This is a genomic window from Acidocella sp. (assembly GCF_052326845.1).
Taxonomy (GTDB): Bacteria; Pseudomonadota; Alphaproteobacteria; order Acetobacterales; family Acetobacteraceae; genus Acidocella.
The window spans coordinates 1-21376 of record NZ_JBKQJR010000126.1 but is presented as its reverse complement, the minus strand read 5'-3'; the positions used below and the strand labels follow the sequence as shown (position 1 = coordinate 21376).

The 21376-nt window shown below is 64.4% G+C and carries 25 protein-coding genes; 8 read left to right on the top strand and 17 right to left on the bottom strand.

The window, feature by feature from the left end; translation table 11 throughout:
• Positions 1-27: 27 nt before the first annotated feature.
• The 4 genes from mnmA to cysE are packed head-to-tail and all read right to left on the bottom strand — an operon-like array spanning position 28 to position 3188.
• Positions 28-1068 carry a tRNA 2-thiouridine(34) synthase MnmA gene (gene mnmA / locus ACLPJJ_RS08330; RefSeq protein ID WP_443590492.1) on the bottom strand — a complete coding sequence of 347 codons (1041 nt, stop codon included), beginning with the start codon at positions 1066-1068 and terminating at the stop codon, positions 28-30.
• Between the two features lie 6 nt (positions 1069-1074).
• Positions 1075-1398 carry a ferredoxin family 2Fe-2S iron-sulfur cluster binding protein gene (locus ACLPJJ_RS08325; RefSeq protein ID WP_443590491.1) on the bottom strand — a complete coding sequence of 108 codons (324 nt, stop codon included), beginning with the start codon at positions 1396-1398 and terminating at the stop codon, positions 1075-1077.
• A gap of 30 nt (positions 1399-1428) precedes the next feature.
• On the bottom strand, positions 1429-2520 hold the full coding sequence (locus ACLPJJ_RS08320; RefSeq protein WP_443590490.1) for a cysteine desulfurase family protein: 1092 nt from the start codon (positions 2518-2520) through the stop codon (positions 1429-1431).
• Between the two features lie 5 nt (positions 2521-2525).
• Positions 2526-3188: a serine O-acetyltransferase gene (gene cysE / locus ACLPJJ_RS08315; protein ID WP_443590489.1), complete on the bottom strand. Its 663-nt coding sequence runs from the start codon at positions 3186-3188 to the stop codon at positions 2526-2528.
• 232 nt (positions 3189-3420) lie between these two features.
• On the opposite strand from cysE, the gene ACLPJJ_RS08310 reads away from it, so the two are divergent.
• The gene (locus ACLPJJ_RS08310; RefSeq protein WP_443590488.1) at positions 3421-4086 is read left to right on the top strand and encodes an alpha/beta hydrolase; all 666 of its coding nucleotides are present in this window, start codon (positions 3421-3423) and stop codon (positions 4084-4086) included.
• 65 nt (positions 4087-4151) lie between these two features.
• On the opposite strand, the gene ACLPJJ_RS08305 is transcribed toward ACLPJJ_RS08310, so the two are convergent.
• From ACLPJJ_RS08305 to ACLPJJ_RS08245, 13 genes are all read right to left on the bottom strand, one after another.
• Positions 4152-4595 carry a chemotaxis protein CheW gene (locus ACLPJJ_RS08305; protein ID WP_443590487.1) on the bottom strand — a complete coding sequence of 148 codons (444 nt, stop codon included), beginning with the start codon at positions 4593-4595 and terminating at the stop codon, positions 4152-4154.
• Between the two features lie 44 nt (positions 4596-4639).
• A complete protein-coding gene (locus ACLPJJ_RS08300) occupies positions 4640-5017 on the bottom strand; it encodes a hypothetical protein (protein WP_443590486.1) in 378 nt (125 codons plus the stop codon).
• A gap of 77 nt (positions 5018-5094) precedes the next feature.
• Entirely contained in the window at positions 5095-5661 is a 567-nt protein-coding gene (locus tag ACLPJJ_RS08295; protein ID WP_443590485.1) for a chemotaxis protein CheD, read from the bottom strand.
• Positions 5658-6680: a protein-glutamate methylesterase/protein-glutamine glutaminase gene (locus ACLPJJ_RS08290; RefSeq protein ID WP_443590484.1), complete on the bottom strand. Its 1023-nt coding sequence runs from the start codon at positions 6678-6680 to the stop codon at positions 5658-5660. The genes ACLPJJ_RS08295 and ACLPJJ_RS08290 overlap by 4 nt, the downstream gene beginning before the upstream one ends.
• On the bottom strand, positions 6677-7564 hold the full coding sequence (locus ACLPJJ_RS08285; protein WP_443590483.1) for a CheR family methyltransferase: 888 nt from the start codon (positions 7562-7564) through the stop codon (positions 6677-6679). The genes ACLPJJ_RS08290 and ACLPJJ_RS08285 overlap by 4 nt, the downstream gene beginning before the upstream one ends.
• Positions 7561-8028, bottom strand: coding sequence for a chemotaxis protein CheW (locus ACLPJJ_RS08280; RefSeq protein ID WP_443590482.1), 468 nt, complete (start codon positions 8026-8028; stop codon positions 7561-7563). Before ACLPJJ_RS08280 ends, ACLPJJ_RS08285 begins: the two co-directional genes overlap by 4 nt.
• Before the next feature lie 3 nt (positions 8029-8031).
• Positions 8032-10146: a chemotaxis protein CheA gene (locus tag ACLPJJ_RS08275; RefSeq protein WP_443590481.1), complete on the bottom strand. Its 2115-nt coding sequence runs from the start codon at positions 10144-10146 to the stop codon at positions 8032-8034.
• Between the two features lie 14 nt (positions 10147-10160).
• Positions 10161-10526 carry a response regulator gene (locus tag ACLPJJ_RS08270; protein WP_443590480.1) on the bottom strand — a complete coding sequence of 122 codons (366 nt, stop codon included), beginning with the start codon at positions 10524-10526 and terminating at the stop codon, positions 10161-10163.
• On the bottom strand, positions 10523-10891 hold the full coding sequence (locus ACLPJJ_RS08265; protein WP_443590479.1) for an STAS domain-containing protein: 369 nt from the start codon (positions 10889-10891) through the stop codon (positions 10523-10525). The genes ACLPJJ_RS08270 and ACLPJJ_RS08265 overlap by 4 nt, the downstream gene beginning before the upstream one ends.
• Positions 10872-12788, bottom strand: coding sequence for a methyl-accepting chemotaxis protein (locus ACLPJJ_RS08260; RefSeq protein WP_443590478.1), 1917 nt, complete (start codon positions 12786-12788; stop codon positions 10872-10874). Before ACLPJJ_RS08260 ends, ACLPJJ_RS08265 begins: the two co-directional genes overlap by 20 nt.
• 80 nt (positions 12789-12868) lie before the next feature.
• On the bottom strand, positions 12869-13624 hold the full coding sequence (gene cobA, locus ACLPJJ_RS08255) for a uroporphyrinogen-III C-methyltransferase (protein ID WP_443590477.1): 756 nt from the start codon (positions 13622-13624) through the stop codon (positions 12869-12871).
• 125 nt (positions 13625-13749) lie between these two features.
• Complete coding sequence (locus tag ACLPJJ_RS08250; protein WP_443590476.1) at positions 13750-14595, bottom strand: division plane positioning ATPase MipZ; 846 nt, start codon at positions 14593-14595, stop codon at positions 13750-13752.
• 88 nt (positions 14596-14683) lie between these two features.
• Positions 14684-16099 (bottom strand): NAD(P)H-dependent flavin oxidoreductase, encoded by a 1416-nt coding sequence (locus tag ACLPJJ_RS08245; protein WP_443590475.1) that lies wholly within the window; start codon positions 16097-16099, stop codon positions 14684-14686.
• 141 nt (positions 16100-16240) lie between these two features.
• On the opposite strand from ACLPJJ_RS08245, the gene ACLPJJ_RS08240 reads away from it, so the two are divergent.
• From ACLPJJ_RS08240 to ACLPJJ_RS08210, 7 genes are all read left to right on the top strand, one after another.
• A complete protein-coding gene (locus ACLPJJ_RS08240; RefSeq protein WP_443590474.1) occupies positions 16241-16996 on the top strand; it encodes a HesA/MoeB/ThiF family protein in 756 nt (251 codons plus the stop codon).
• Positions 16978-17490: an SH3 domain-containing protein gene (locus ACLPJJ_RS08235; RefSeq protein ID WP_443590473.1), complete on the top strand. Its 513-nt coding sequence runs from the start codon at positions 16978-16980 to the stop codon at positions 17488-17490. Before ACLPJJ_RS08240 ends, ACLPJJ_RS08235 begins: the two co-directional genes overlap by 19 nt.
• A 117-nt stretch (positions 17491-17607) precedes the next feature.
• Complete coding sequence (locus ACLPJJ_RS08230) at positions 17608-18057, top strand: GcrA family cell cycle regulator (protein WP_443590472.1); 450 nt, start codon at positions 17608-17610, stop codon at positions 18055-18057.
• Between the two features lie 185 nt (positions 18058-18242).
• A complete protein-coding gene (locus tag ACLPJJ_RS08225; RefSeq protein WP_443590503.1) occupies positions 18243-18488 on the top strand; it encodes a cold shock domain-containing protein in 246 nt (81 codons plus the stop codon).
• A gap of 123 nt (positions 18489-18611) precedes the next feature.
• Positions 18612-20003: a leucyl aminopeptidase family protein gene (locus ACLPJJ_RS08220; RefSeq protein ID WP_443590471.1), complete on the top strand. Its 1392-nt coding sequence runs from the start codon at positions 18612-18614 to the stop codon at positions 20001-20003.
• A 386-nt stretch (positions 20004-20389) separates the two neighbouring features.
• On the top strand, positions 20390-20770 hold the full coding sequence (locus ACLPJJ_RS08215; protein ID WP_443590470.1) for a MarR family transcriptional regulator: 381 nt from the start codon (positions 20390-20392) through the stop codon (positions 20768-20770).
• A 7-nt stretch (positions 20771-20777) separates the two neighbouring features.
• A complete protein-coding gene (locus ACLPJJ_RS08210) occupies positions 20778-21302 on the top strand; it encodes a LolA family protein (protein ID WP_443590469.1) in 525 nt (174 codons plus the stop codon).
• Positions 21303-21376: the final 74 nt, after the last annotated feature.

Here is a 21376-nt window from a genome sequence, read left to right as displayed (position 1 = left end):
TCCGGTTAATGAATCAACAAACACTGGTCAGACGATGAACCCGCCGCCGAGCACACGCGAACCATCATAGAACACCGCCGCCTGGCCGGGCGCGGCCAGGGCCGGTTCGTCCAGGTACAGCACGGCGCCGTTGCCCTCCGGGACGATGCGCGCCGGGTGCAGCGTGTCGCGCGCCCGCAGCTTCACCGCCGCGTGCAATTCGCGCGGCTCCACCAGCCAGTTCACGTCGCGCAGCCGCACTTCGGCGCTCTGTACCCCGCGCGGGCCGACGACGATGCGCCGTGTCCCCGGTTCGATCTTCTTCACCACCATATGTGCGGCGGCATCGGGCAGTCGCTTGGCCTGGCCGATGGTGTAGCGGGCGATGCCCTGATGCTGGCCGAGCACGCGGCCATCTTCCGCCACCACCTCGCCAGCCTCGAGCGCATCGGGGCGGTATTTCTCGACAATGCCGGCATAAGAGCCGGAGGGAACGAAGCAGATATCCTGGCTGTCCGGTTTTTCCGCCACGGCCAGCCCCATCTGGGCCGCCACTTCCCGTACCTCGGCCTTGGAAACGTAATCGCCGAGCGGAAAGCGGCAGAACTCCAACTGCTCGCGCGTGGTGGCGAACAGGAACCAGCTCTGATCGCGGCTCTCATCCACAGCCTTGTGCATCTCGGCGCCGTCCGGGCCTTCCAGGCGGCGGACATAATGCCCGGTGGCCATCGCTTCGGCCCCCAGTTCGCGCGCCATTTCCAGCAGATCCCCAAATTTCAGGTGCTGGTTGCAGGCGATGCACGGCACGGGCGTCTGGCCGCCAGCATAGGAGTCGGCAAAGGCGGAGATCACGCTCTGCTGGAAGCGCGTCTCCGAGTCGATGACGTAATGGGCAATACCGAGCCGGTCCGCGACGCGCTTGGCGTCGTGGATGTCCTGCCCGGCGCAGCACGCGCCCTTGCGGCCCACGGCGGCGCCATGGTCGTAGAGCTGCAGCGTCACGCCGATCACCTCATGCCCGGCGCGCGCCATCAGCCCGGCAACCACCGAGCTGTCGACCCCGCCGGACATGGCGACCACGACCTTCATGATATCTCAGCCAGCCTTCTTGCTGGCCGGCAGGCGCACGGTCAGCCCGTCCAGCGCCTCGGTGATGACGATCTGGCAGCCGAGGCGGGAGGTCTTCTCCAGCCCGAACGCCACGTCCAGCATGTCCTCTTCGTCCTCGGAGGGGGACTTCAGCTTGTCGAACCACTCCGGCGCGATGATGACATGGCAGGTGGAGCAGGCCAGCGAGCCCTCGCAGGCGCCTTCCAGGTCAACGCCATGCTTGTGCGCCACCTCGAGCACGGAGAGCCCGAGCGGGGCCTCCACCTCACGCGGCTGGCCGTTACGTTCGATAAAAGTCATTTTCGGCATGTATAAGACCCTGATGATTTCCGGGCGTCGTTAAGCCGAAGCAGCCTGCGGACGCAAGGTACGTTTCACCATGGCGGCGTAAGCAGCGGTAAATGTCTCCACCGCGCCCTCCGTCACGTCCCATGGCAGGGAGACGCGGATCGCCTGCCCCACCCGCTCGCCCTGGCCCATGGCGGCCAGCACATGGCTTGCCGTGACCTTGCCGGAGGAACAGGCCGAACCGGCGGAAACCGCGATTCCCGCCATGTCCAGCGCGATCAGCTGGGTGTCCGCCCGCACGCCGGGCAAAGCGAGGCAGGTGGTGTTAGGCAGGCGCGGCGCCCCCGCGCCCATCACCACCGCCCCCGTGGCCACGCAGGCGGCCTCCATCGCATCCCGGCATGCGGCAATTCTCCCGGCCTCGTAGGGCTCCCCCAAAGCCACGGCCAGCCCGGCAATGGCCGGGAGCGCCGGCGTGCCGCCGCGCCGCCCCAGCTCCTGCCCGCCGCCGCGTGTCAGCGGCCTGATCTCCAGCCCCCGGCGCGTGACCAGCGCACCCGCGCCCATCACCCCGCCGAATTTATGGCCGGAGAGAGCGAAGCTCGCCGCCCCCAGCCCCAGCCAGTCCTGGTTGCAACGGCCGATGGCCTGCACGGCATCGACATGCAGCAGCGCCCCATGTGCCGCGCAGAGCCGCCCCGCCGCCGCGATGTCGTGCAGCACCCCGGTCTCGTTATTCGCCGCCATCAGGCAGACCAGCGCGTCAGCGTGCATCGCCAGCAGCGTCTCCAGCGCCGCCAAGTCCAGCGTGCCGGTTTCCAGCACCGGCACAGGTACCGCCCCTGGTGCCGCAGCGCGGACGGAGTCATGCTCCGTAGCGCCGGTCAGCACGGCCCGGCCACCGCCCAGCGCGTGGATTGCCAGCGCATTCGCCTCGGTTGCTCCAGAGGTGAACACCACATCCGCCGGGCGCGCGCCGCAATGCCGGGCTACGGTCTCCCGCGCCTCTTCGAGCAGCTTGCGTGCCGCCCGTCCCGCCGCATGGGTGGAGGATGGGTTGCCGAGCGTATTCATCGCCGCCAGCGCGGCCTCACGCGCGGCTGGGCGCACCGGCTCGGTGGCATTGGCATCCAGGTACAGCATCGCCGTCAGGTCCTGGATTTCTGCGCCGCCTGGGCGGCGAGCCGGGCTTCCAGCGCGGCCAGTTCGGCGCGGAGAAGCTCCACCTCGTGGAACAGCGGATCCAGGCAGGGATCGCATGGCGTGCCATAGGCATCGAAGCGCGTGCTCCGCACGCTCCGCTCCACCGCCCTCGCCGGTATGCCCACCACCGTGGTGCCCGCGGGCACCGGCGCCACCACCACGGCATTGGCGCCAATCCGCGCCCCGTCGCCGATCTCGATCGCCCCCAGAACCTTGGCCCCGGCGCCGATGATCACGTTATTGCCGATGCTCGGGTGCCGCTTGCCCCCAACCACACTGGTGCCCCCCAGCGTCACCTGGTGGTAAATATACACGTCATCGCCGATCTCGGCGGTCTCGCCGACCACCACCCCCATGCCGTGGTCGATGAGGAAGCGCCGCCCCAGCTTCGCCCCCGGGTGGATCTCGATGCCGGTAAGGAACCGGCCGATATGCGAGATAAACCGCCCCAGCGTGTGCCAGCCCCGCCGCCAGCAGAAGCTGGCGACCGTATGGATTCCAACAGCATGCAGGCCCGGATAGCAGAGCAGCACCTCAAGATTCGACCGTGCCGCCGGGTCGCGTTCGCGGTACGCCCTGACCGTCTCCGTTAAAAACATAAGGGACATGCGAATTTCCGTGGATAAACAGGCGAGAAGCAGGCTATATTAGCAGACCAGTGGGGAGACCCCGCGTTAAACGTTTTGTAATGCCACGAAGCTGTGAGGAGCATTTAGTTATCCGGACCGGGTAGGTCAACTTTCCGCTGGCCAAGGGCATCTGCCCTCGCCGGTCGTTTTTGCGGCTAAAGCTCTTCTTTAGCGAATTCCCGTATGCTGTTGATGAAAGACGAATCAGAGAATGCCTGAAGTGATGTTTGCCGGCCCGGAAGGCCGCCTTGAGGGTCGCTACCACCACGCCAAGGAGCGTGGCGCCCCGCTGGCGCTGGTGCTCCACCCGCACCCGCTGCACGGCGGCACCATGAACAACCGCATCACCTACACCATGTACCAGGTGTTCCAGCGCCTGGGTTTCTCCGTCATGCGCTTCAATTTCCGCGGCGTCGGCCGCAGCCAGAGCAAGTTTGACGGCGGCATGGGCGAGATCAACGACGCCGCGGCGGCGCTGGACTGGATGCAGTCGCTCAACCCCGGCCATGGCGGGCTGTGGATCGCCGGCTACTCCTTCGGCGCCTTCGTAGGCATGCAGCTGCTCATGCGCCGTCCGGAAGTCTCCGGCTGGGTCTCCGTCGCCCCCCCGGCGGCGCATTACGATTTTGGCTTCCTCGCCCCCTGCCCCTGCGGCGGGCTGATGATCCATGGCGATTCCGACGAGCTGGTGCCCGAAAATTCCGTGCGCAAGCTGGTGGACAAGCTCAACCTGCAGAAGGGCGTGGCCATCGATTACCGCGTGTTCGAGGGGGCGGACCATGTGTTCGCCAACCATGCGGAAAAGGTGGCGGAAGCGACGGAAGGCTATGTGACCCAGCAGCTTGCCCGCAAGCAGATGGCCCTGGCGGCGGATTAATCCTTGCCCCCACGAAACGTAAAACGGCGCCTTTCGGCGCCGTTTTTTTATGTCTGGCGGCGGGGTTACACGGCCTCGGCCATCTCCTGCATCTCTGCATCGGGCATCAGCGCCGGGATGGAGATGACACTGATAATGCGGTTGTCCAGCATCACCAGCCCCTCCAGGAATTCCTTTGGCGCCGCCGTGCCGGTTTCGGGAATTGGCTGGCGCATGTCATCGGTTACGGTGATGATGTCGCACACCGCGTCCACCAGCAGGCCGGCCACCTTGTCCCCGGCCTCCACCACCACCACCACCGAGGCCGGCCCCGGCTCCCACGCCGGCAGGCCGAGCCGCACGGCCAGATCCACGACCACCAGTACCGTGCCACGCAGATTGATCATGCCTTTGATGAAACCGGGCGCATGCGGCAGATATGTGGAGGCGATCCAGCCACGTATCTCGCGGATGGAGCGGATATCCATGGCGAATTCCTGCGCCCCGCTGCGTACTGAAAGCAACTCCATGCGCCGCTCCTGGCTGCCATGGCGATGATGCATTCCATCCATCTTTAAAACATCTCCAATTCGCCGGGTTGTTGGATGGCCCCTTCCAGCCTAGGCGCGCCCTTCAGCCGGTATTGCAGGTCCGATAGCGTGACATTGCTGAGCGCGCTGTTCGGGTTCACGCTCCACTCCTCGGGCAGCAGCCGGCCAATGGTCCGCACATATTTCGCCAGAGCCGCCAGCCTCTGCGCTAGCAAGTCCAGCGACTGCACATCACGATGGTGCTCCGGGTTGTTGGCCACCTCCAGCAGAGCCGGGCCAAGAGAGGCCTGCAACTGCTCGGTAAACTGCCAAAGCTCGTGAAACTCCTCGCCCAGAGCCTCCAATATCGAGTTCAGCGGCGCATGGTGCCGCTCGTCTTCGCAGCTCCGGCTATTATCCATCCTATCTCTCCCGCCTGGCACTTCAGCAAGGCCTGTGGCCTGAAAATGCCCGGCGCTGGTTAACGGCTGGCGAACATTCAGAACAATTCGACATTGCCGGCGCTGGCCGGCATCTGCGGGCGCACCCACTCCGCGCGCAGGATGGATTCTGTTTCCTTGGCCAGCAGCACCTGGCGCGCCCGGCCGGTGACGGGCCAGAACTGGATCCGCCGTCCCTGCTCGCCGCGCAGGCTGCCGCCGACCAGGTTGATCCCCTCCTCACACAGGAAGCTTTCGGCAAAATGTGCGTTCATCTCGCCAATATCGGTCAAGCCCTTGATCATGCGCGCCCCGCCAAACAGCTTGGCCTGCATGCGGCTCTTCTGGGCACCTCGGCGCAGCAGCGCGTTCAGCAGCAGCTCCATGGCATGCACGCCAAAGCGCATCGCATCACCGCCGGGCTGGCGGTGCTTGCCATCACCGGGCAACAGAAAATGATTCATCCCGCCGATTCCGGCCACGCCATCCCAGATGCAGGCGGCGATGCAGGAGCCGAGGATCGTGGTCAGCACGGTGCGCGGGTCGTCATCCACATAATTCTCGCCTTGCACGATGTTGATCTTCCGCTCCTGCTCCTGCGCAGGCGCGCCGCTGATGAGGTTCATCCAGCATACTCCGGGCTGCGGACATTGGTGCTGAGCAGAATGCGCTCCGCGATGCGCTCCAGCGGCAATTGCCGCATCACCGCGCCAATCTCATAAGCCGCGCGCGGCATGCCATAGACCACGCAGCTCGCCTCATCCTGGCCGATCGTTTCCGCCCCCGCCTCGCGCAAAGCCAGCAGCCCTTCGGCGCCGTCGCGCCCCAGCCCGGTGAGAATCACGCCCACCGAGCGCGCCCCCACGCTGCGCAACACGGAATGGAACATCACATCCACTGATGGCCGGTGGCCGTTCACCTTCGGTCCGTCGCTCAGCCGCACATAGCCTCCAGACACTTCCAGATGCGCATTGCCCGGCGCCAGGTACACATGCCCGGTTTGCAGCTTCGCGCCATCCACCGCCTCGCTCACCTCCGCGGCGGATAATTTATTCAGCCGCGCGGCGAAGCTCGCCGTGAACGTCGGCGGCATATGCTGGCTGATCACGGTTGGCGGGCAATTGGCTGGAAATTTCGAGAGGATAGTGATCAGCGCCTCCACCCCGCCGGTGGAGGACCCGATCGCCACCAGGCGTCCATCCGGCGCATAGCTGCCCACGGGCTGCGCCGCTGCGCGCTGAGCCAATACCGGCCTGCGGCGGGATTTCGCGGCTGCCTTCACCTTCTCGGCGAGCTGCTCGAAGCTGTCCCGGTTGTAAGAGGAGGGCTTGGCCACGCAATCGAACGCGCCGATTTCCAGCGCCCGCAAATTCACCTCCGCCCCGGCCTGCGTCAGCGTGGAGACCATGATCACCGGCGTGGGCCGCAGCCGCATGATCTTGTCGAGAAATGCCAGCCCATCCATGTTCGGCATCTCGATGTCCAGCGTGATCACATCCGGCGAGAGCTGCTTGATCAGCTGGCGCGCCTCATACGGATCAGCCGCCTGCCCCACCACCACGATCTCCGGGTCAGCCCGCAGCGTCGCGCTGATCACGCCTCGCATCGTCGCGGAGTCATCAACAACCAGCACCCGCACCGTCACTTCTTGTCTCCGCTGCGGCGCTTGCGATAGGTGGTGATACCGTCATTGGCGAGCAGTGCCTCAGCCGGGCCGGAAACTCTTTCGGAGTGCCCGATATACAGCGCCCCGTTATCTTCCAGCAGCGGCGTCATGCGTGACCACACCGCCTCCTGCGTATTCGCATCGAAATAAATCACCACGTTGCGGCAGAATATGGCTTGGAATTTACCCCGCATTGGCCAGGAGCCGATGAGATTCAGCTTGCGGAAGCTCACCAGCTGCCGCAACTCGTCATTGGCGCGCAGGCACCCAGTGCCATCATTCAGCGGCGAGAACCAAGCCTTGCGCAGCGCCACGGGCACCGGCTCCAGCGCCGCGGCATCGTAAATCCCCGCCTCGCCCGTGGCCAGCACGTTAGGGTCGATATCCGTGGCCAATATTTTCACATCATGGCGCGGCGCATCCGGCATCACGCTCAGCAGCGTCAGCGCGATGGAATACGGCTCCTGCCCCGAGGAACATGCCGCCGACCACAATCGTACCCGCCCTCCTGCCCGCGCCTGCGCCACCAGCCCCGGCAGCACCCGCTCGCGCAGATGCTCGAAATGATGCGGCTCACGGAAAAACCGCGTCACATTCGTGGTTAGCGCCGCGATCATCTCGCCGCGCTCCTGTTTGCCGTCGTCACTTTCCACCATGGCGCAATATTCGGCAAAGCTGTTCAGCTCCAGCTTGCGCACCCGCTTGGCCAGCCGGGAATACACCAGATTCGCCTTGGCGCCGGAGAGGGAAATGCCAGCCTCTTGCCGTATGATTCCTGCAATCACCGCCAAGTCCCGCGCGGTCAGGGCGAACTCCGCATTCTCCACCAAGGCGGCTCTGGTGGCCTCCAGCTGCTCTGTCATGCTGCTTCCAGTTCTCCGCCGGGCAATACGTTATCAAGCCCGATCAGGCTGATCATCCGCCCCTCGACCGGCAGCAACCCCTTGACGAAATTTTTCACCAGATCCGAGGCGATATCCGGCGATACCTGAATCTCCGTATCGTTCGCCGTTAAAATATCAGACACGGCGTCAACCAACAGCCCGATCTGCTGATGCCCGATCTGCACCACGATGATCACGTTGCGCGCCGTTGGCTCCGTGCCCGGCAGGCCCAGCCTTAGCGCGAGATCAACGATCGGCAGCACCGCGCCACGCAGATTGATCACGCCCTTCACGTAGCGTGGCGAACGCGGCAGCATTGTCGCCCCGGTCCAGCCACGGATCTCGCGCACCATCATCACATTGATGCAGAATTCCTGCCGGCCGACACGGAATGCGATCAGCTCCCGGTTGCCCAACTCGCCCTTGCCCGCGCTATTGGTCATGTCTCAGCCCGCCTCCATCACCGCTGCCTCGCCGCGCCCGCTCTCGCTGCGGGCATTGCGCACCACTGCATCCACATCCAGGATCAGCGCCACGCGCCCATCGCCCATCACCGTGGCGGCAGCGATGCCCGGCACCGCCCGGTAATTCGCCTCCAGGCTCTTGATCACCACTTGGCGCTGGCCGTGGATGGCATCCACCAGCAGGACCGCGCGCACGCCGCCCTCGCCTTCCACCAGCAGCGCCACGCCTTGTTCGGGCTCAAGGGGCTCCTCGCAATAGCCCAGGTTATGTGCCACATCGACCATCGGCACATAACCACCGCGCAGCGCCAGCAGGTTCGTATCCCGGTCCAGAGGGAACACATCCTGCGCACGCGGCTTCAATGTCTCGACAATCGCACCGAGCGGGATGATCAGCGTATGTTCGCGCGTGGACACCACCATGCCATCCAGCACCGCAAGCGTGAGGGGCAGCGACAATGTGAAGGCGGAGCCAAGCCCCGGCCTGGAAGAGATGGAAATCCGCCCGCCCAGCGCCAACACCGATTGCCGGACCACATCCATACCCACGCCGCGGCCGGAAATGTCCGAGACTTTCGCCGCCGTGGAAAACCCTGGCAGGAAGATAAGATTGTCGATCTCATCATCGGTAAGCTGTGCATCGGGTGCGATCACCCCCTTCTCGATCGCCTTCTGCTTCACCCTGGCGCGGTTGATCCCGGCGCCGTCGTCGGAGACTTCCAGCACGATCCGCCCGGAGCGGTGCAGCGCCGTCAGCTTTACCGTGCCTTCCTCCGGCTTGCCCGCGGCGATGCGCTTTTCAGGTGTTTCCAGCCCGTGGTCTATGGCGTTGCGGATCATATGCGTCAGCGGATCGGCAATACGCTCGATCACCGTCTTGTCCACTTCCGTGCCTTCACCCTCCGTGACCAGCCGCGCCTGCTTGCCGGTTTGCGCCGCCACCTCGCGCACCAGGCGCGGCATGCGCTGAAACACGGAACGCACCGGCTGGGCGCGGATCGCCATCACGCTGTCCTGGATTTCCCGTGTTAAATGCTCCAACTCCTCCAACGCCATGGCTACGCCGGAGGCGCGTGCGATCCCCGCCTCCAGCACGCGCTGGCTCAGCATCGCCTCGTTGATCACCAACTCGCCAACCAGATCGATCATGCGGTCCACACGGTCGAGATCCACCCGGATGGTCGCGCCCACCGCCGTGGCGCTTTCCGCCTTGGCCGCCATCGCATCCACGGCGGCATGCTTCGGCGCGGCGGAAGGAGTCTCCTGATGCACCGGCTCAACCACCGGCGTTGGCTCTTCCTCCTCCAACGGCACCGGCGCGAAAAACTCGAACTTGAAGCCGTTATCGCCGGTGATCACCGCACCCGGCGCAAAGCCCTCCGGCTCGTGCCGGGTGACTTGCAACTCGCAATCATCCTCGACAAATTCAAACACATTACGGATCGTCGCCTCATCGCAATCCGCCGCCAGCGAAATCCGCCAGCTGAGATACGCCTCCTCTGGGTCCAGCTTGTGCAACTCCGGCAGGCGGCTGGAATCCAGCGTCACCTGCATCGTTCCCAGCCGCCCCAGTTCGCGCAAAAGCAATGCCGCCTCATTCGCCTTGGCGTACATCTCCCAACGCGGCGTAAACACAATGTCCCATGCACCGCCGCCATTCTCTGGCGCGGTGCCCACCGTTGCAGCCGGTTCCGCAGCAGGCGCCCCACCGGGATTGTTGATATGCTCTAGTTCCGCCACCAGACCTGCGGTACGCGCCTCATCCACGCTGCCGCCATCCTGCGCCGCACGCACCACATCCGCCAGCACATCAGCAGCGCGCAGGAAAGCCCCCACTACAGCCGGCGTCGCCGCTAATTCGCCAGAGCGCACCTTGTCCAGCGCGGTCTCGAACACATGTGCGAAGCGCACCAGCGCATCGAGCGAGAAAATCCCCGCCCCGCCCTTCATCGAATGCACGGCGCGGAACACGGCGTTCACGGTTTCCGCCTCCGCCGTACCGCTCTGCATGTCGGTCAGTCCGGCTTCAAGCGCCGCGAGCTGTTCCTCGCATTCCTGGAAAAACGTCGCCCTGATTTCCTCCATCGGGTCTTCCATGGCACCCTCCCTTTTCAGGCCGCGACGCGGCGAATGGCCTCAACCAGCTTCACCGGATCGAACGGTTTCACGATCCAACCCGTGGCACCCGCTTTCCTCGCCCGGCTTTTTTTCTCCGCGTCCACCTCGGTGGTCAGCACCAGCACCGGCACTGCGCGGTTTGTCTCATCCTTGCGCACGGCTTCGATAAAGCCAAACCCATCCATGCGCGGCATGTTGATGTCGGTCACGATTACATCCGGCGTTTCGGCGCCCAGAACCTCGAGCCCATGCACGCCGTCCTCCGCCTGCAACACGCGGAACCCAGCCGCCACCAGCGAGTGCCGCAACATGTCCCGCATCGCCCGGGAATCATCCACTGTCAGTACCGTCGTGGTCATGCGGCCAACTCCTTGTCTTGCGTCAATGCGTGATGCGCCAATCCGTCAGGCGTCACGCCCATCAATTCCAACGCAGCGGAAAACTCAGGCGATGGGTTTTCCAGCCGCAACTCCAGCCCATCCGCCGCCCAAGCGGCGCGCGCCGCCAGCAGGATCTGCAAACATTGCGCCCCCAGCCGCTGGACCGCGCCCGCTTCCACTGTCAGCACCTGTCCGCGCCGGGCGGTAAAGGCTTCGAGCAATCCATGGGCGGCCACGAGATCAAGCACCGCGGGCAATTCAAGAGCATCTGTCATGGATGAAACTTTCGCGGATAATGCATAATGCTTCGCTAACAACGCATGATCAGAATTCGGCCCAGCCATCTGCCGCGCCTTGTGGAACAGCAACAAACTTGCCCACCGGCGCCATGGGCGCGGCCTTTGCCATGCGGCTGCGCACCACTCTCTCTTCCGGCTGGCGCGCAGCCGCCTCACCAAGGCGGAAATGCCCGACGAGATGCGCCAGCGCCTCCGCCTCCTCGGCCAAAGCATGGCTCGCCGCTGTGCTTTCCTCTACCATCGCGGCATTCTGCTGCGTCACCTGGTCCATCTGGTTCACCGCCGAATTCACCTGGTTCAGCCCGGCAGCCTGCTCCTGTGCCGAACCCGCGATGTCGCTCACCAGCACGTTAAGCCGCTCGACCTGCTGCACAATTCGTGTCAGCGCCCGGCCGGTTTCGCCTACCAGCTTCACCCCAGCCTCAACCTCGCTGCCGGACGCCTCGATCAGCGCCTTGATCTCCTTCGCAGCATCCGCCGAACGCTGTGCCAGCGCGCGCACCTCGGTCGCCACCACGGCGAAGCCCCGCCCGGCATCTCCGGCACGCGCGGCTTCCACCCCGGCATTCAGCGCCAGCAGATTGGTCTGGAAGGCAATTTCGTCGATCACGCCAATGATGTTTGCGATCCGCTTCGACGAGGCCTCGATCCCGCTCATCGCCGCGACCGTCTCGCTTACCACGGAGCCAGAGCGCTCAGCATCTGCCTTCGCCGCCTGCACCACGTTCCGCGCCTCGTTGGCGCCCTCGGCGGTCTTGCGCACCGTGGCAGTAATTTGGTCCAGCGCCGCCGCCGTCTGCTCCAGGCTCGCCGCCTGCTGCTCCGTCCGCCGCGACAAATCATCCGAGCTCTGCGTGATCTCGGCGGCCCCCGACCTCACACCCTGCGCGTTCGCCGCCACGGACTGCATGGTCCGCTCCAGGCTCTCGACGGTCGCGTTGAAGTCCGCCCGCAGCTTTTCATACGCGGGCGCGAAGGCCGCATGCAGCCGGAACAGCAGTTCCCCGGCTGCGAGCCGCTCCAGCCCCGCCGCCAGATTGTCCATGACCACAGCCTGGGTCGCCGCCGCCTCCTCGGTCGCGGCACGGGCTTGCTCGCGCTCGGCGTTCAGGGCCGCCGCCGCGCTGGCGGCAGCCGCGTCTGCACGCTGCTTCTCCTGCGCGTTTTCCTTGAACACCAGCAGCGTCCGTGCCATCCGGCCGATCTCGTCGCGCCGGTCAGCGTCGATCTCCACACTGAAGTCGCCCTGCGCCAGCCGCTCCATGGTGCGGTGCAGGCCGCGCAGAGGCGCCACCACCGAGGCGCTGATCCCGAAATACATGACCATCAGCGCCAGAGCGAAGCCTCCCAGCATCAGCACATCGGTTTCGATCACCGAGGTTTTGGTCTGCGCCGCCAGCGCCGCGAAGGATGCCTGCGCGTCCCGCGACAGCGCCACCCGGAGGTTCCCCACCGCGTCGGCCATGGGCAGGATCTCCGACTGGCAGTTCGCGTTGAATTCCTGCTGCCCCGCCTGATTCTGCTCCACGGAGGACCAGGTCTCAGCCATACTCACCGTCTTGGCGCATACATCGTCGAACAAATCATCGCCGCCCTGGAGCACCACCTGCATTTCAGGGGCATGCGCCGGCGCCAGCGCCTTGGCGGCATTCATGTTCGTGTCGAACGCCTTTATCGCCGCGTCCATCTCGGCCTCGGCGGCGTTTCGGTCATCCGGATCATCTGCGATAAGCGCCGATTCCATTGCCCCCCGCCAGGATTCCATCGCGCTGCTGGCGACCGCCAGGTCCGTCGAGGCCAGCACCACCGTGCGGTTCAGTTCCGCCGCTTGCTGGCTGAGGCGGTGCATCTCCGTGGTTGCGAACAAGGTGGCCGCCGCGGCAACCAGGCCAAAAAAGCCCAACCCGGCCAGAAACTTCACGATGATCGGCAGATTTTTCACGCATAGCCCCCCAATGCTCCCTGGCGAGCATCAAAGGACTTATGCTGAAGAATATTTAAGACTTGGTTGCCGACATTAAGCTATCCGGCCACAGCCGCAGCCAGCGCGCCTTGCGCCACCGCGTCGTCCTCCAGCGCCTGGCCGATCAGCAGCAACACCGGACCGGAGGGTGCCGCCGCCGCAAGCAGGCGCGGCAAGGCGCCCAACGTGCCGCGCAGCACGCGCTGCCCAGGCAAAGCGGCACTTTCCACCGCCAAAGCCGGCATCTCGGGGGCCATCCCGGCCTCAATCAGATGCGCCGCCAGCCCCGGCAAGGTCTGTGCTCCCATGTACACGGCCAGAGTGCCGCCGCCACGGGCCAGCGCCACCCAGTCATGCTCCGGCAGCCCGCCCGCCGCGCCATGCCCGGTAAGGAAATGCACTGAGCGCGCCACCTCCCGCCGGGTCAGTGAAATTTGCAGCGCCGACGCAGCGGCTGTGGCGGCGGTAATGCCAGGGACCACCTCAAAGGCGATCCCCGCCTCGCGCAGCGCGTCCATCTCCTCGGTCGCGCGGCCGAACACCATCGGGTCGCCGCCCTTCAGCCGCACCACGCGCCGGCCTGCCTGCGCCTCCCGCACCAGCAGCCGGCAGATTTCTGCCTGCGCGGCGGAGGTTTTTCCACAGCGCTTGCCGACATCGACAAGCCTTGCTCCGTTAGAGACAAGCTCCAGAATTTTTTCCCCGACGAGGCTGTCATGCAGCACAACATCCGCCTCCCGCAGAAGGCGCAACGCCTTCACCGTGAGCAGATCAGGATCTCCAGGTCCGGCTCCGACCAGGAAAACACTCACCATTTTTAAAGCCCTTCTCGGATACAGGGCTCTAATTGGACGATTTGACGCGGAATGCAAGCCCTGCCGCGGGGCGACGCCCGGGATAACATGTTTCTAACAACCCGTTAGAAGACAGGCGGGTGGGCTCAGGCCACCATGCTCATCCTGCGCGGCGGCAGCTTGATGGCGCTGACCAGAGCACGAACCTCGTTGCGGGCGGCGACATGCGAAAGCCCCATGGCGATGCCGATATTCGCCTCCTTCACATCCATCAGGGTCAGCCCATGCAGGTACAGCTCGCGGAAGATCACGCGCTCGCCAAATCCCTTCTGGGTGCGAAAGCCAATGCGCTTGGCCAGCGCATCCAGCCGCTCGCCGACATCGCGTTTGTTGCGCGCCTCGGATGCCGCGAGCCGGTTGCGCATCACAATCCAGTCGATCTTGCCGCGGTCGCGCATGAAGCGCTGCTTGCGCGCCTCCCACACCATCTCGGAATAGATGCTAGGGTTGACGATGTCGTGGTTGTCCGGATCGACCTTCGCCAGCATGGAGAAATCGACGAAGCTGTCATTGATCGGGGTGATCAGCGTATCGGCGTGGGAATGGCCGAGCCGGGAGAGATGCGTATCTGCACCCGGGCAGTCAATGACGATGACCTCCGCCCCCGCCCTGCGCAACTCCCCGAAGGCAGCTTCGAAACGCTCTTGTTCCTCGGCCTCCACCTCCAGCCGGTTGTCGAGCGTGGAGCGGTGCACCGGGCGGAATTCCGGCAGCGGCAGCGTGATTCCCTTGACCTGGACGAAGTTGCGCCGCGCCGCCAGCGTGCCGGCGAGCGTGCCCTGGCGGGCGTCCAGGTCCATGGCGCCAACACGGTAGCCATCGCGCAGTAGGGCGACGATGATGTGGATGGAGGTGGTGGATTTGCCCGAACCGCCCTTCTCATTCCCCAGCACGATGACATAGGGGCGGGTCTGTTCGGAAATGCTAGTCAAGGGAATCCTCCTGCGACTCGGGATTGGAGCCGCAGTGTAGCCGAGTCATCCGGAACGCGGGGAGGGAAAATCCCGCCCCGCCAAGCCGTTACTTGCCAGTGAGTATCCGCTCCACCAGCTCCTTCACCGTGGGGATGAAACCGTTCGAGTAGAACGGGTCGGTGGCGAAGCGGTGCGCGTTATGCCCGGCGAACATCAGGTTGTTGTCCAGTGCCGCCTCGTCGTCAGGTGCGGCGTGGGCGATGTTCTGCAGGGTTTTCTGGATGCAGAAGCTGCGCGGATCGGCCTTCTTGCCGTTGTCGTAAGCCGGCGGCTCCTGGGACCAGTTGGAGAAGCGGCACTGGCTGAGGCAGCCCATGCAGGCAACCTGGTCCTCGTGGATTTCGTCGGCCTTCTCCGGACTGACGAAGATCAGCGTCGAGTCGGGGGTGCGCAGGGCTTCGGTGAATCCGGCCTCTTCCCAGTCCCTCACCCGCGCGTAATCCGGCGCGGTGAGATAGACCGAGCGCTTGCGGGCGCCGACGCCGTACTGCACCACGTGCTCGCCCACGGGTTCGGGCGAATAGGCCACCTGCCGCTCATTGCGGGCGCGCAGCTCCTGGATGAACGGGTTGTTCACCGCAGAGGAATAGAACCCGGTCGGCGAGAAGCGGTTGAGGAACACGTCGCCCGGCTTCAGGGTGAGCAACCGCTCCTTCCAGCTCTGCGGGATCGGGCTTTCCTTGGTCAGCAGCGGGCGGGTGCCGAACTGGAAGGCGATCGGCCCGATTTCCGGGTTGCCGATGTAATCCTGCCACTCCTCCAGCGCCCAGACGCCGCCAGCCATGATGATCGGCGTCTCGCCGAGGCCGAACTCGCGCATCACCTTGCGCAGCGCCACCAGCCGGGGAAACGGGGATTCCGGCTTGTTCGGGTCTTCCGAGTTGGACAGCCCGTTATGCCCGCCGGCGAGCCACGGGTCCTCGTACACCACGCCGCCGAGCAGATGCGAAACCTTGGAGTAGGCGCGCTTCCACAGCGCCGAGAAGGCGCGGCTGGAGGAGACGATGGGGTAGTAATGCACGTTGAACTTGGCCGCGATATCGGCGAGGCGATACGGCATGCCCGCGCCGCAGGTGATGCCGTTCACGATGCCCTTGGTGCGCTCCAGGATCCCGGTGATGATGCGCTCGGCACCGCCCATCTCCCACAGGATGTTGGTGTGGATGCGCCCCTTGCCGCCGGAAATATCCCAGGCGCGCTGGGCCTGGGCCACGCCGCCCTCGATTCCGTAGGCGATCAGTTCCTCATGGCGGTCGCGCCGGGTCTTGCCGCGGTAGATCTGCGGGATGATCTTGCCGTCCTTGTCGTAGCTGTCGGCGTTGACAGCCGAGAACGTTCCGGCGCCGCCGCTGGCGGCCCAGTGCCCGGCGGTCACGCCGTTGGACACCGCGACCCCCTTGCCGCCCTCCACCAGAGGAAGAATTTCCATGCCACCCATGCGGATGGCGTTGATAGCCTTCATTAACAAAAACCTTGTACGGCCAGACGCCACCCCAGGATTGGAGCAGATCCCTCGACCTTGCTTGTATTACACATTGACACGGGGCGTGAAGTGGTTTGCCAGGATTTGGCCCCGTGCCCTGCACATTATATAGTGCGAATAATGGAATTTAACCTCTCTGAAAACGAAATACAGCGCTACTCGCGGCATATTCTGCTGCGCGAGCTGGGCGGCACCGGCCAGGCGAGGCTGAAATCGGCCCGTGTGCTGGTGGTAGGAGCGGGCGGGCTCGGCTCGCCCCTGGCCCTGTACCTGGCCGCCGCCGGGGTGGGCACCATTGGGCTGGTGGATGCCGACGTGGTCGAGCTTTCCAACCTGCAACGGCAGATCATGCATGGCGTGGCCAACCTGGGCCGGGCGAAAACCGCTTCCGGCGCCGAGGCGCTGGCCCGGATCAACCCGCTGGTAAGTGTGGTGCAGCACCAGACCCGGCTGGACGCCTCCAACGCGGCCGAACTGGTCGGGGGCTATGACATCGTCTGCGACGGCACGGATAATTTCGCCACGCGCTTCCTACTCGCCGATGCCAGCGTAGCCGCGCGCAAGACGCTGGTCAGCGCCGCCGTGCTGCGCTTCGAGGGCCAGCTCTCCACCTTCAAGCCGCACGAAGGCGGCCCGTGCTACCGCTGCCTCTACCCTGAGCCACCGCCGGAAGGGCTCGTGCCACCATGCTCCGAGGCCGGGGTGCTGGGTGCCGTTACCGGCGTGATGGGTACGCTCCAGGCAACCGAAGTGATCAAGGAGATCACCGGCATCGGCCGGTCGATGTCCGGCTGGCTGCTGATCTGGAACGCGCTGGACGCGGAATTCCGCAAGATCAAGCTCAAAAAGGACCCCGCATGCGCCGTCTGTGGCTGATTTTCCCGCTCCTGCTGCTCTGCGCCGCGGCGCCGGACCCAGGTCAGGGCCCCGGGCCCGCGCTTGGCCAGGTGACCATGCTGCCAGTGCCGCGATTCGTCTCGCTGCGCTCGGACCAGGTGAATTTCCGCGCCGGGCCGGGCTTCCAGTACCCGGTGAACTGGGTGTACCAGCGCGATGGCCTGCCCGTGGAGATCATCGGCGAGTTCGATGTCTGGCGTCAGCTCCTGGCCCCGGATGGCGGCACCGGCTGGGTGCATGAGGCGACCCTCCGCGCCCGCAGGAGCTTCTACGTAACCGCCACGCAGGCCGTGCTGCGTGCCGACCCAACCCCCAGCGCCGGTGTGGTAGCCTATCTCAACCAAGGGGTCAGCGGCGCATTGCTCCGCTGCGATGGCGGGTCCGACTTCTGCAAGGTTTCCACCGGGCACGAGACAGGCTATCTGGCGCGCGCGGATTTCTGGGGTACCTTCCCCGGCGAGGCGGTGAAGTAGCGCTCCACGAAAGTTTAGTTTTCCACAGAAAAGGACTCGGGCGAACCGCCCTAGATATTGCGAGGAATACCCCTCCCCTCTACTGTATCTGGTAGCAGCAAGAGGAGGACCCACGATATGGAGTGGACTGACGAGACAATCGCCAAGCTCAGGACGCTTTGGGCCGAAGGGCTTTCGACCGCCGAAATCGGGCGCCGTTTGAACATTTCCAAGAACGCCGTGGTCGGCAAGGCTCACCGGCTGAACCTGCCTGCCCGCCCCTCGCCGATCCGCCGTCTTGAGGGCGCGGCCACGCCACGCCCGGCCGCGCCCAAGCGCGCCCAGGGCCCGACGCTGCCGCCGCTCACCGCGTCCATCGGCGCACCGGTGCCGGTCCTGCGCGCCATCATGCCGGCTGCCAAGTCCAGCAGTCCGCGCGCCACGCCGTGCTGCTGGCCGATCGGGGAGCCCGGCAAGCCGAGCTTCCATTTCTGCAATGCCGCCGCCGCGACCGGCAAACCCTATTGCGAGGAGCACGCCGCCATCGCCTATGTGCGCGTGCGCGACAAGCGCGAGGACGCGGCGTAAACTGCCGCATCGCTGCAGCTATTACGATAACAGGCTCCGTCTGCCGTATTGGCAATTTTCCGCTGCGCCGCAGCACGTCTTTTAATTGATCATCATATCCATTACGCATAAATTGAATCCGCCGGCAGCCATTGCCGGCGGATTTTGAGTATGTCCGGACCAACCGGACCAAGAAAGGTGTCGAAATGGGAACGATGCAGGAAGACCAAAAGTGCGCCGAAGGCGCGCTTACTGGAATTGTGAAGTGGTTCAACCCCGGCAAGGGCTACGGCTTCATCGCCCCGGACACGGGGGGAAATGATATTTTCGTACATATCAGCGCCGTGCAGCACGCCGGGCTACGCAAGCTGAACGAAGGTGAACGAGTGCGTTTCGCCCTTCAACAGCGTGAAGGCCGCGTTGCCGCCGTCGGCATCGAACGTCTCCACTAAGCCTGACGCAAGCCAGATCATCTACCAGGCCAGCGGGACGGTGCCGCTGGCCTTTTGTTGTTTGCGGTCAAGTGACGGGTAACGCGTTATGATATAAGGCCCGCCGCGATCAGGAGGCTGAGGATGAGCGGACACATCGCGGGACTGGCGGTTGATACGGACATAGCGGGCCTGCCGCTGCACGGCGTACGGCCCGATGGTCTGGCGGCGCTGCTGCACGAATTCCCGGATGCCGCCCGCGCCGCGCCGCTGCAGAACTTCACCGCTGCGACCGGGCAGATCCTGCTGCTGGCCGATGCCACCGGCAACGCGGCGCGCGCCCTGGTTGGGCTGGGCGAGGCCCCTGCCCTGCACGGCTTCGGCGCCGCTGCTTACGGCCTTCCCTCCGGCAGCGTGTGGAGCATCACCACAGGCAATTATTCCTCTGAAGACGCCGCACTCGGTTTCCTGCTCGGCGCCTACCGGTTCGACTGGCTGAAGCACAACAAAGCCCGCCCTGCCCTTCTGGCCCCCGCCAGCGTGCCAAAGCGCGCCGCCGTGCTCGCCGGCGCGGCCACGCTGGCACGCGACCTGATCAACACCCCCCCGAACCTGCTCGGCCCGGCCGAACTGGCCGACGCGGCGATGCAGTTGGCCTCACGCCACGGCGCGCAGGCGGAACGTATCAACGGCGATGCACTAACCTCCCGCTACCCGACCGTGGCCGCCGTGGGCGCCGGATCCGCCCGCGCGCCGGAGGTGGTGGTGCTGCGCTGGCGGGGCAGCGATGCTGACGAGACCTCGCTGTTCGTATCACTTTGCGGCAAAGGCGTCTGCTTCGATACCGGCGGCTATGACCTGAAACCAAGTTCTGCAATGCTGCGTATGAAAAAAGACATGGGTGGCGCTGCAATCCTGCTCAGCGTCGCCGAAGCGGCAATGTTATTAAATCTACCGATACAATTAGAATTAAGAATTGGCTGCGTCGAGAACAGCGTTTCCGGCCACGCCATGCGCCCCTCGGATGTGCTGCGCACGCGCTCCGGCCTCTCTGTCGAGATCGGCAATACCGATGCCGAGGGACGCCTCGTGTTGTGCGATCTCCTCGCCGAGGCGGCCGAGGCCTCGCCGCACTGGCTGATCGATGCCGCAACCCTGACCGGCGCCGCGCGCGTGGCCCTCGGACCGGATCTGCCAGCATTGTTCTGCAACGACGAAAAAATGGCGAATATTCTTCTTCACTCCGGGCAAGCGACAACGGATCCATTCTGGCGCCTGCCGCTGCATGAAGGCTACGCCTCATGGCTCGACAGCCCGGTCGCCGATCTTTGCAACGTCTCCAGCAAGCCCCACGCCGGTGCGATCACCGCCGCCCTGTTCCTGCAACATTTTGTCCCAGCTCATATGTCCTGGACGCATATCGACGTTTATGCCTGGAATGATTCCTCGCGGCCCGGCCGGCCAGAGGGCGGTGAGGCGCAAACCCTGCGGGCGCTCACCGCCGCGCTGGAGACAATCTCCCGCACTGCGCGCTGAGCTCATACATTTTGAGATGGCCGCTAAGCATTTTTGTCAAATTCGCAACAAATTTTAGATGCGCGACAATGTCTCGCGGGCAAGAATGTTACCTTTTGACACAGCCGCGATTTAGAAAACTGCCTCTTATACCCACATGAGTTGTTAAACGCTCTGTCTGCTTCATTATTACGGCCTAGTGGTTGTACTGGATCAATTTGATAAGAAGCCAAGCAGGTGCACAAAAATGACGCAGCGTTAACAATACCGACAAGGAACTTTACGCCATTCTGTTAGAAGCTATTGGAATTTCGGTATCAGATAGTGTACTGATCGTTTACCGTATCAGTCGCCTGGTTCGTAACGGCAACATTCGGGAATTTTCGATTCTTAAGGACAAATAAAATATGGCTGCTGCGCCGCTCTCCTCTGACCAGTTGGTTGGAATTTTTCGGGACACGATCGTTTCCCTGGTCCGCCGGGACGGGGTTGACCTCTCCGCCCGCCAACTTGGCGTGTTCCTGACCTGCTACCTCACCGACGGCGCACATACCGTGCGCGGCCTGGCTCAGGAGCTTAACGTGTCGAAGCCGGCGATCACCCGCGCGCTCGACCGCCTGACCGAGCTGGATTTCATCCGCCGCAAGGTCGACCCCTCGGACCGCCGTAGCGTGCTCGTGCAGCGCACGGTGAAGGGGGCTGCTTTCCTGCGCGAAACGCGGCATATTATGGCTGATGCACTTTCCGCCAACAAAACCGAAGCCGCCACCCGCCGCGCCGCGGCCTAAGCTAAACATGAACCGCCGCCTGATGCTGGCGGCATTGCTATTGGGATTTGGTCTCGCCACCCCTGCGGTGGCGCAGACCAACCCCATGCAACTCAGCGCCGCGGACCAGAGCCTGATCTCCCAGGTTCAGGACTATCTCAACGACCAGAAGGGCCTCGCGGCGAACTTCCTGCAGGTCGCCTGGGACGGTTCGACCCGCACGGGCAAGGCTTGGCTGCAACGCCCCGGGCGCATGCGGTTCGAATACGACCCGCCCGACCCCGAACTGCTCGTGGCCGGCTATGGCGTGCTCGTCTATCACGACCCCGCGTTGAACCAGACGACATATATCCCGCTGGGCAGCACGCCGCTCGGCATCCTCCTGGCCAATCATGTCGATCTGACCTCCGCCGATGTCACCGTTACCGCCATCGACCGCGAGCCCGGCGAGTACGACATCACCCTGGTTCGCAAAAACAAGGTGGCCCAGGGCACGCTGACCCTGGTGTACCCACAAGATGATCGTCGGCGATCGCCAGCCCGAAGCAAATGATCGCTTGCGTCGGGCGGGCGGGGTCGTGGAAAAGCCGTCCATGCGAAAACCGTCCTCGAACAATCCGCTCCGGA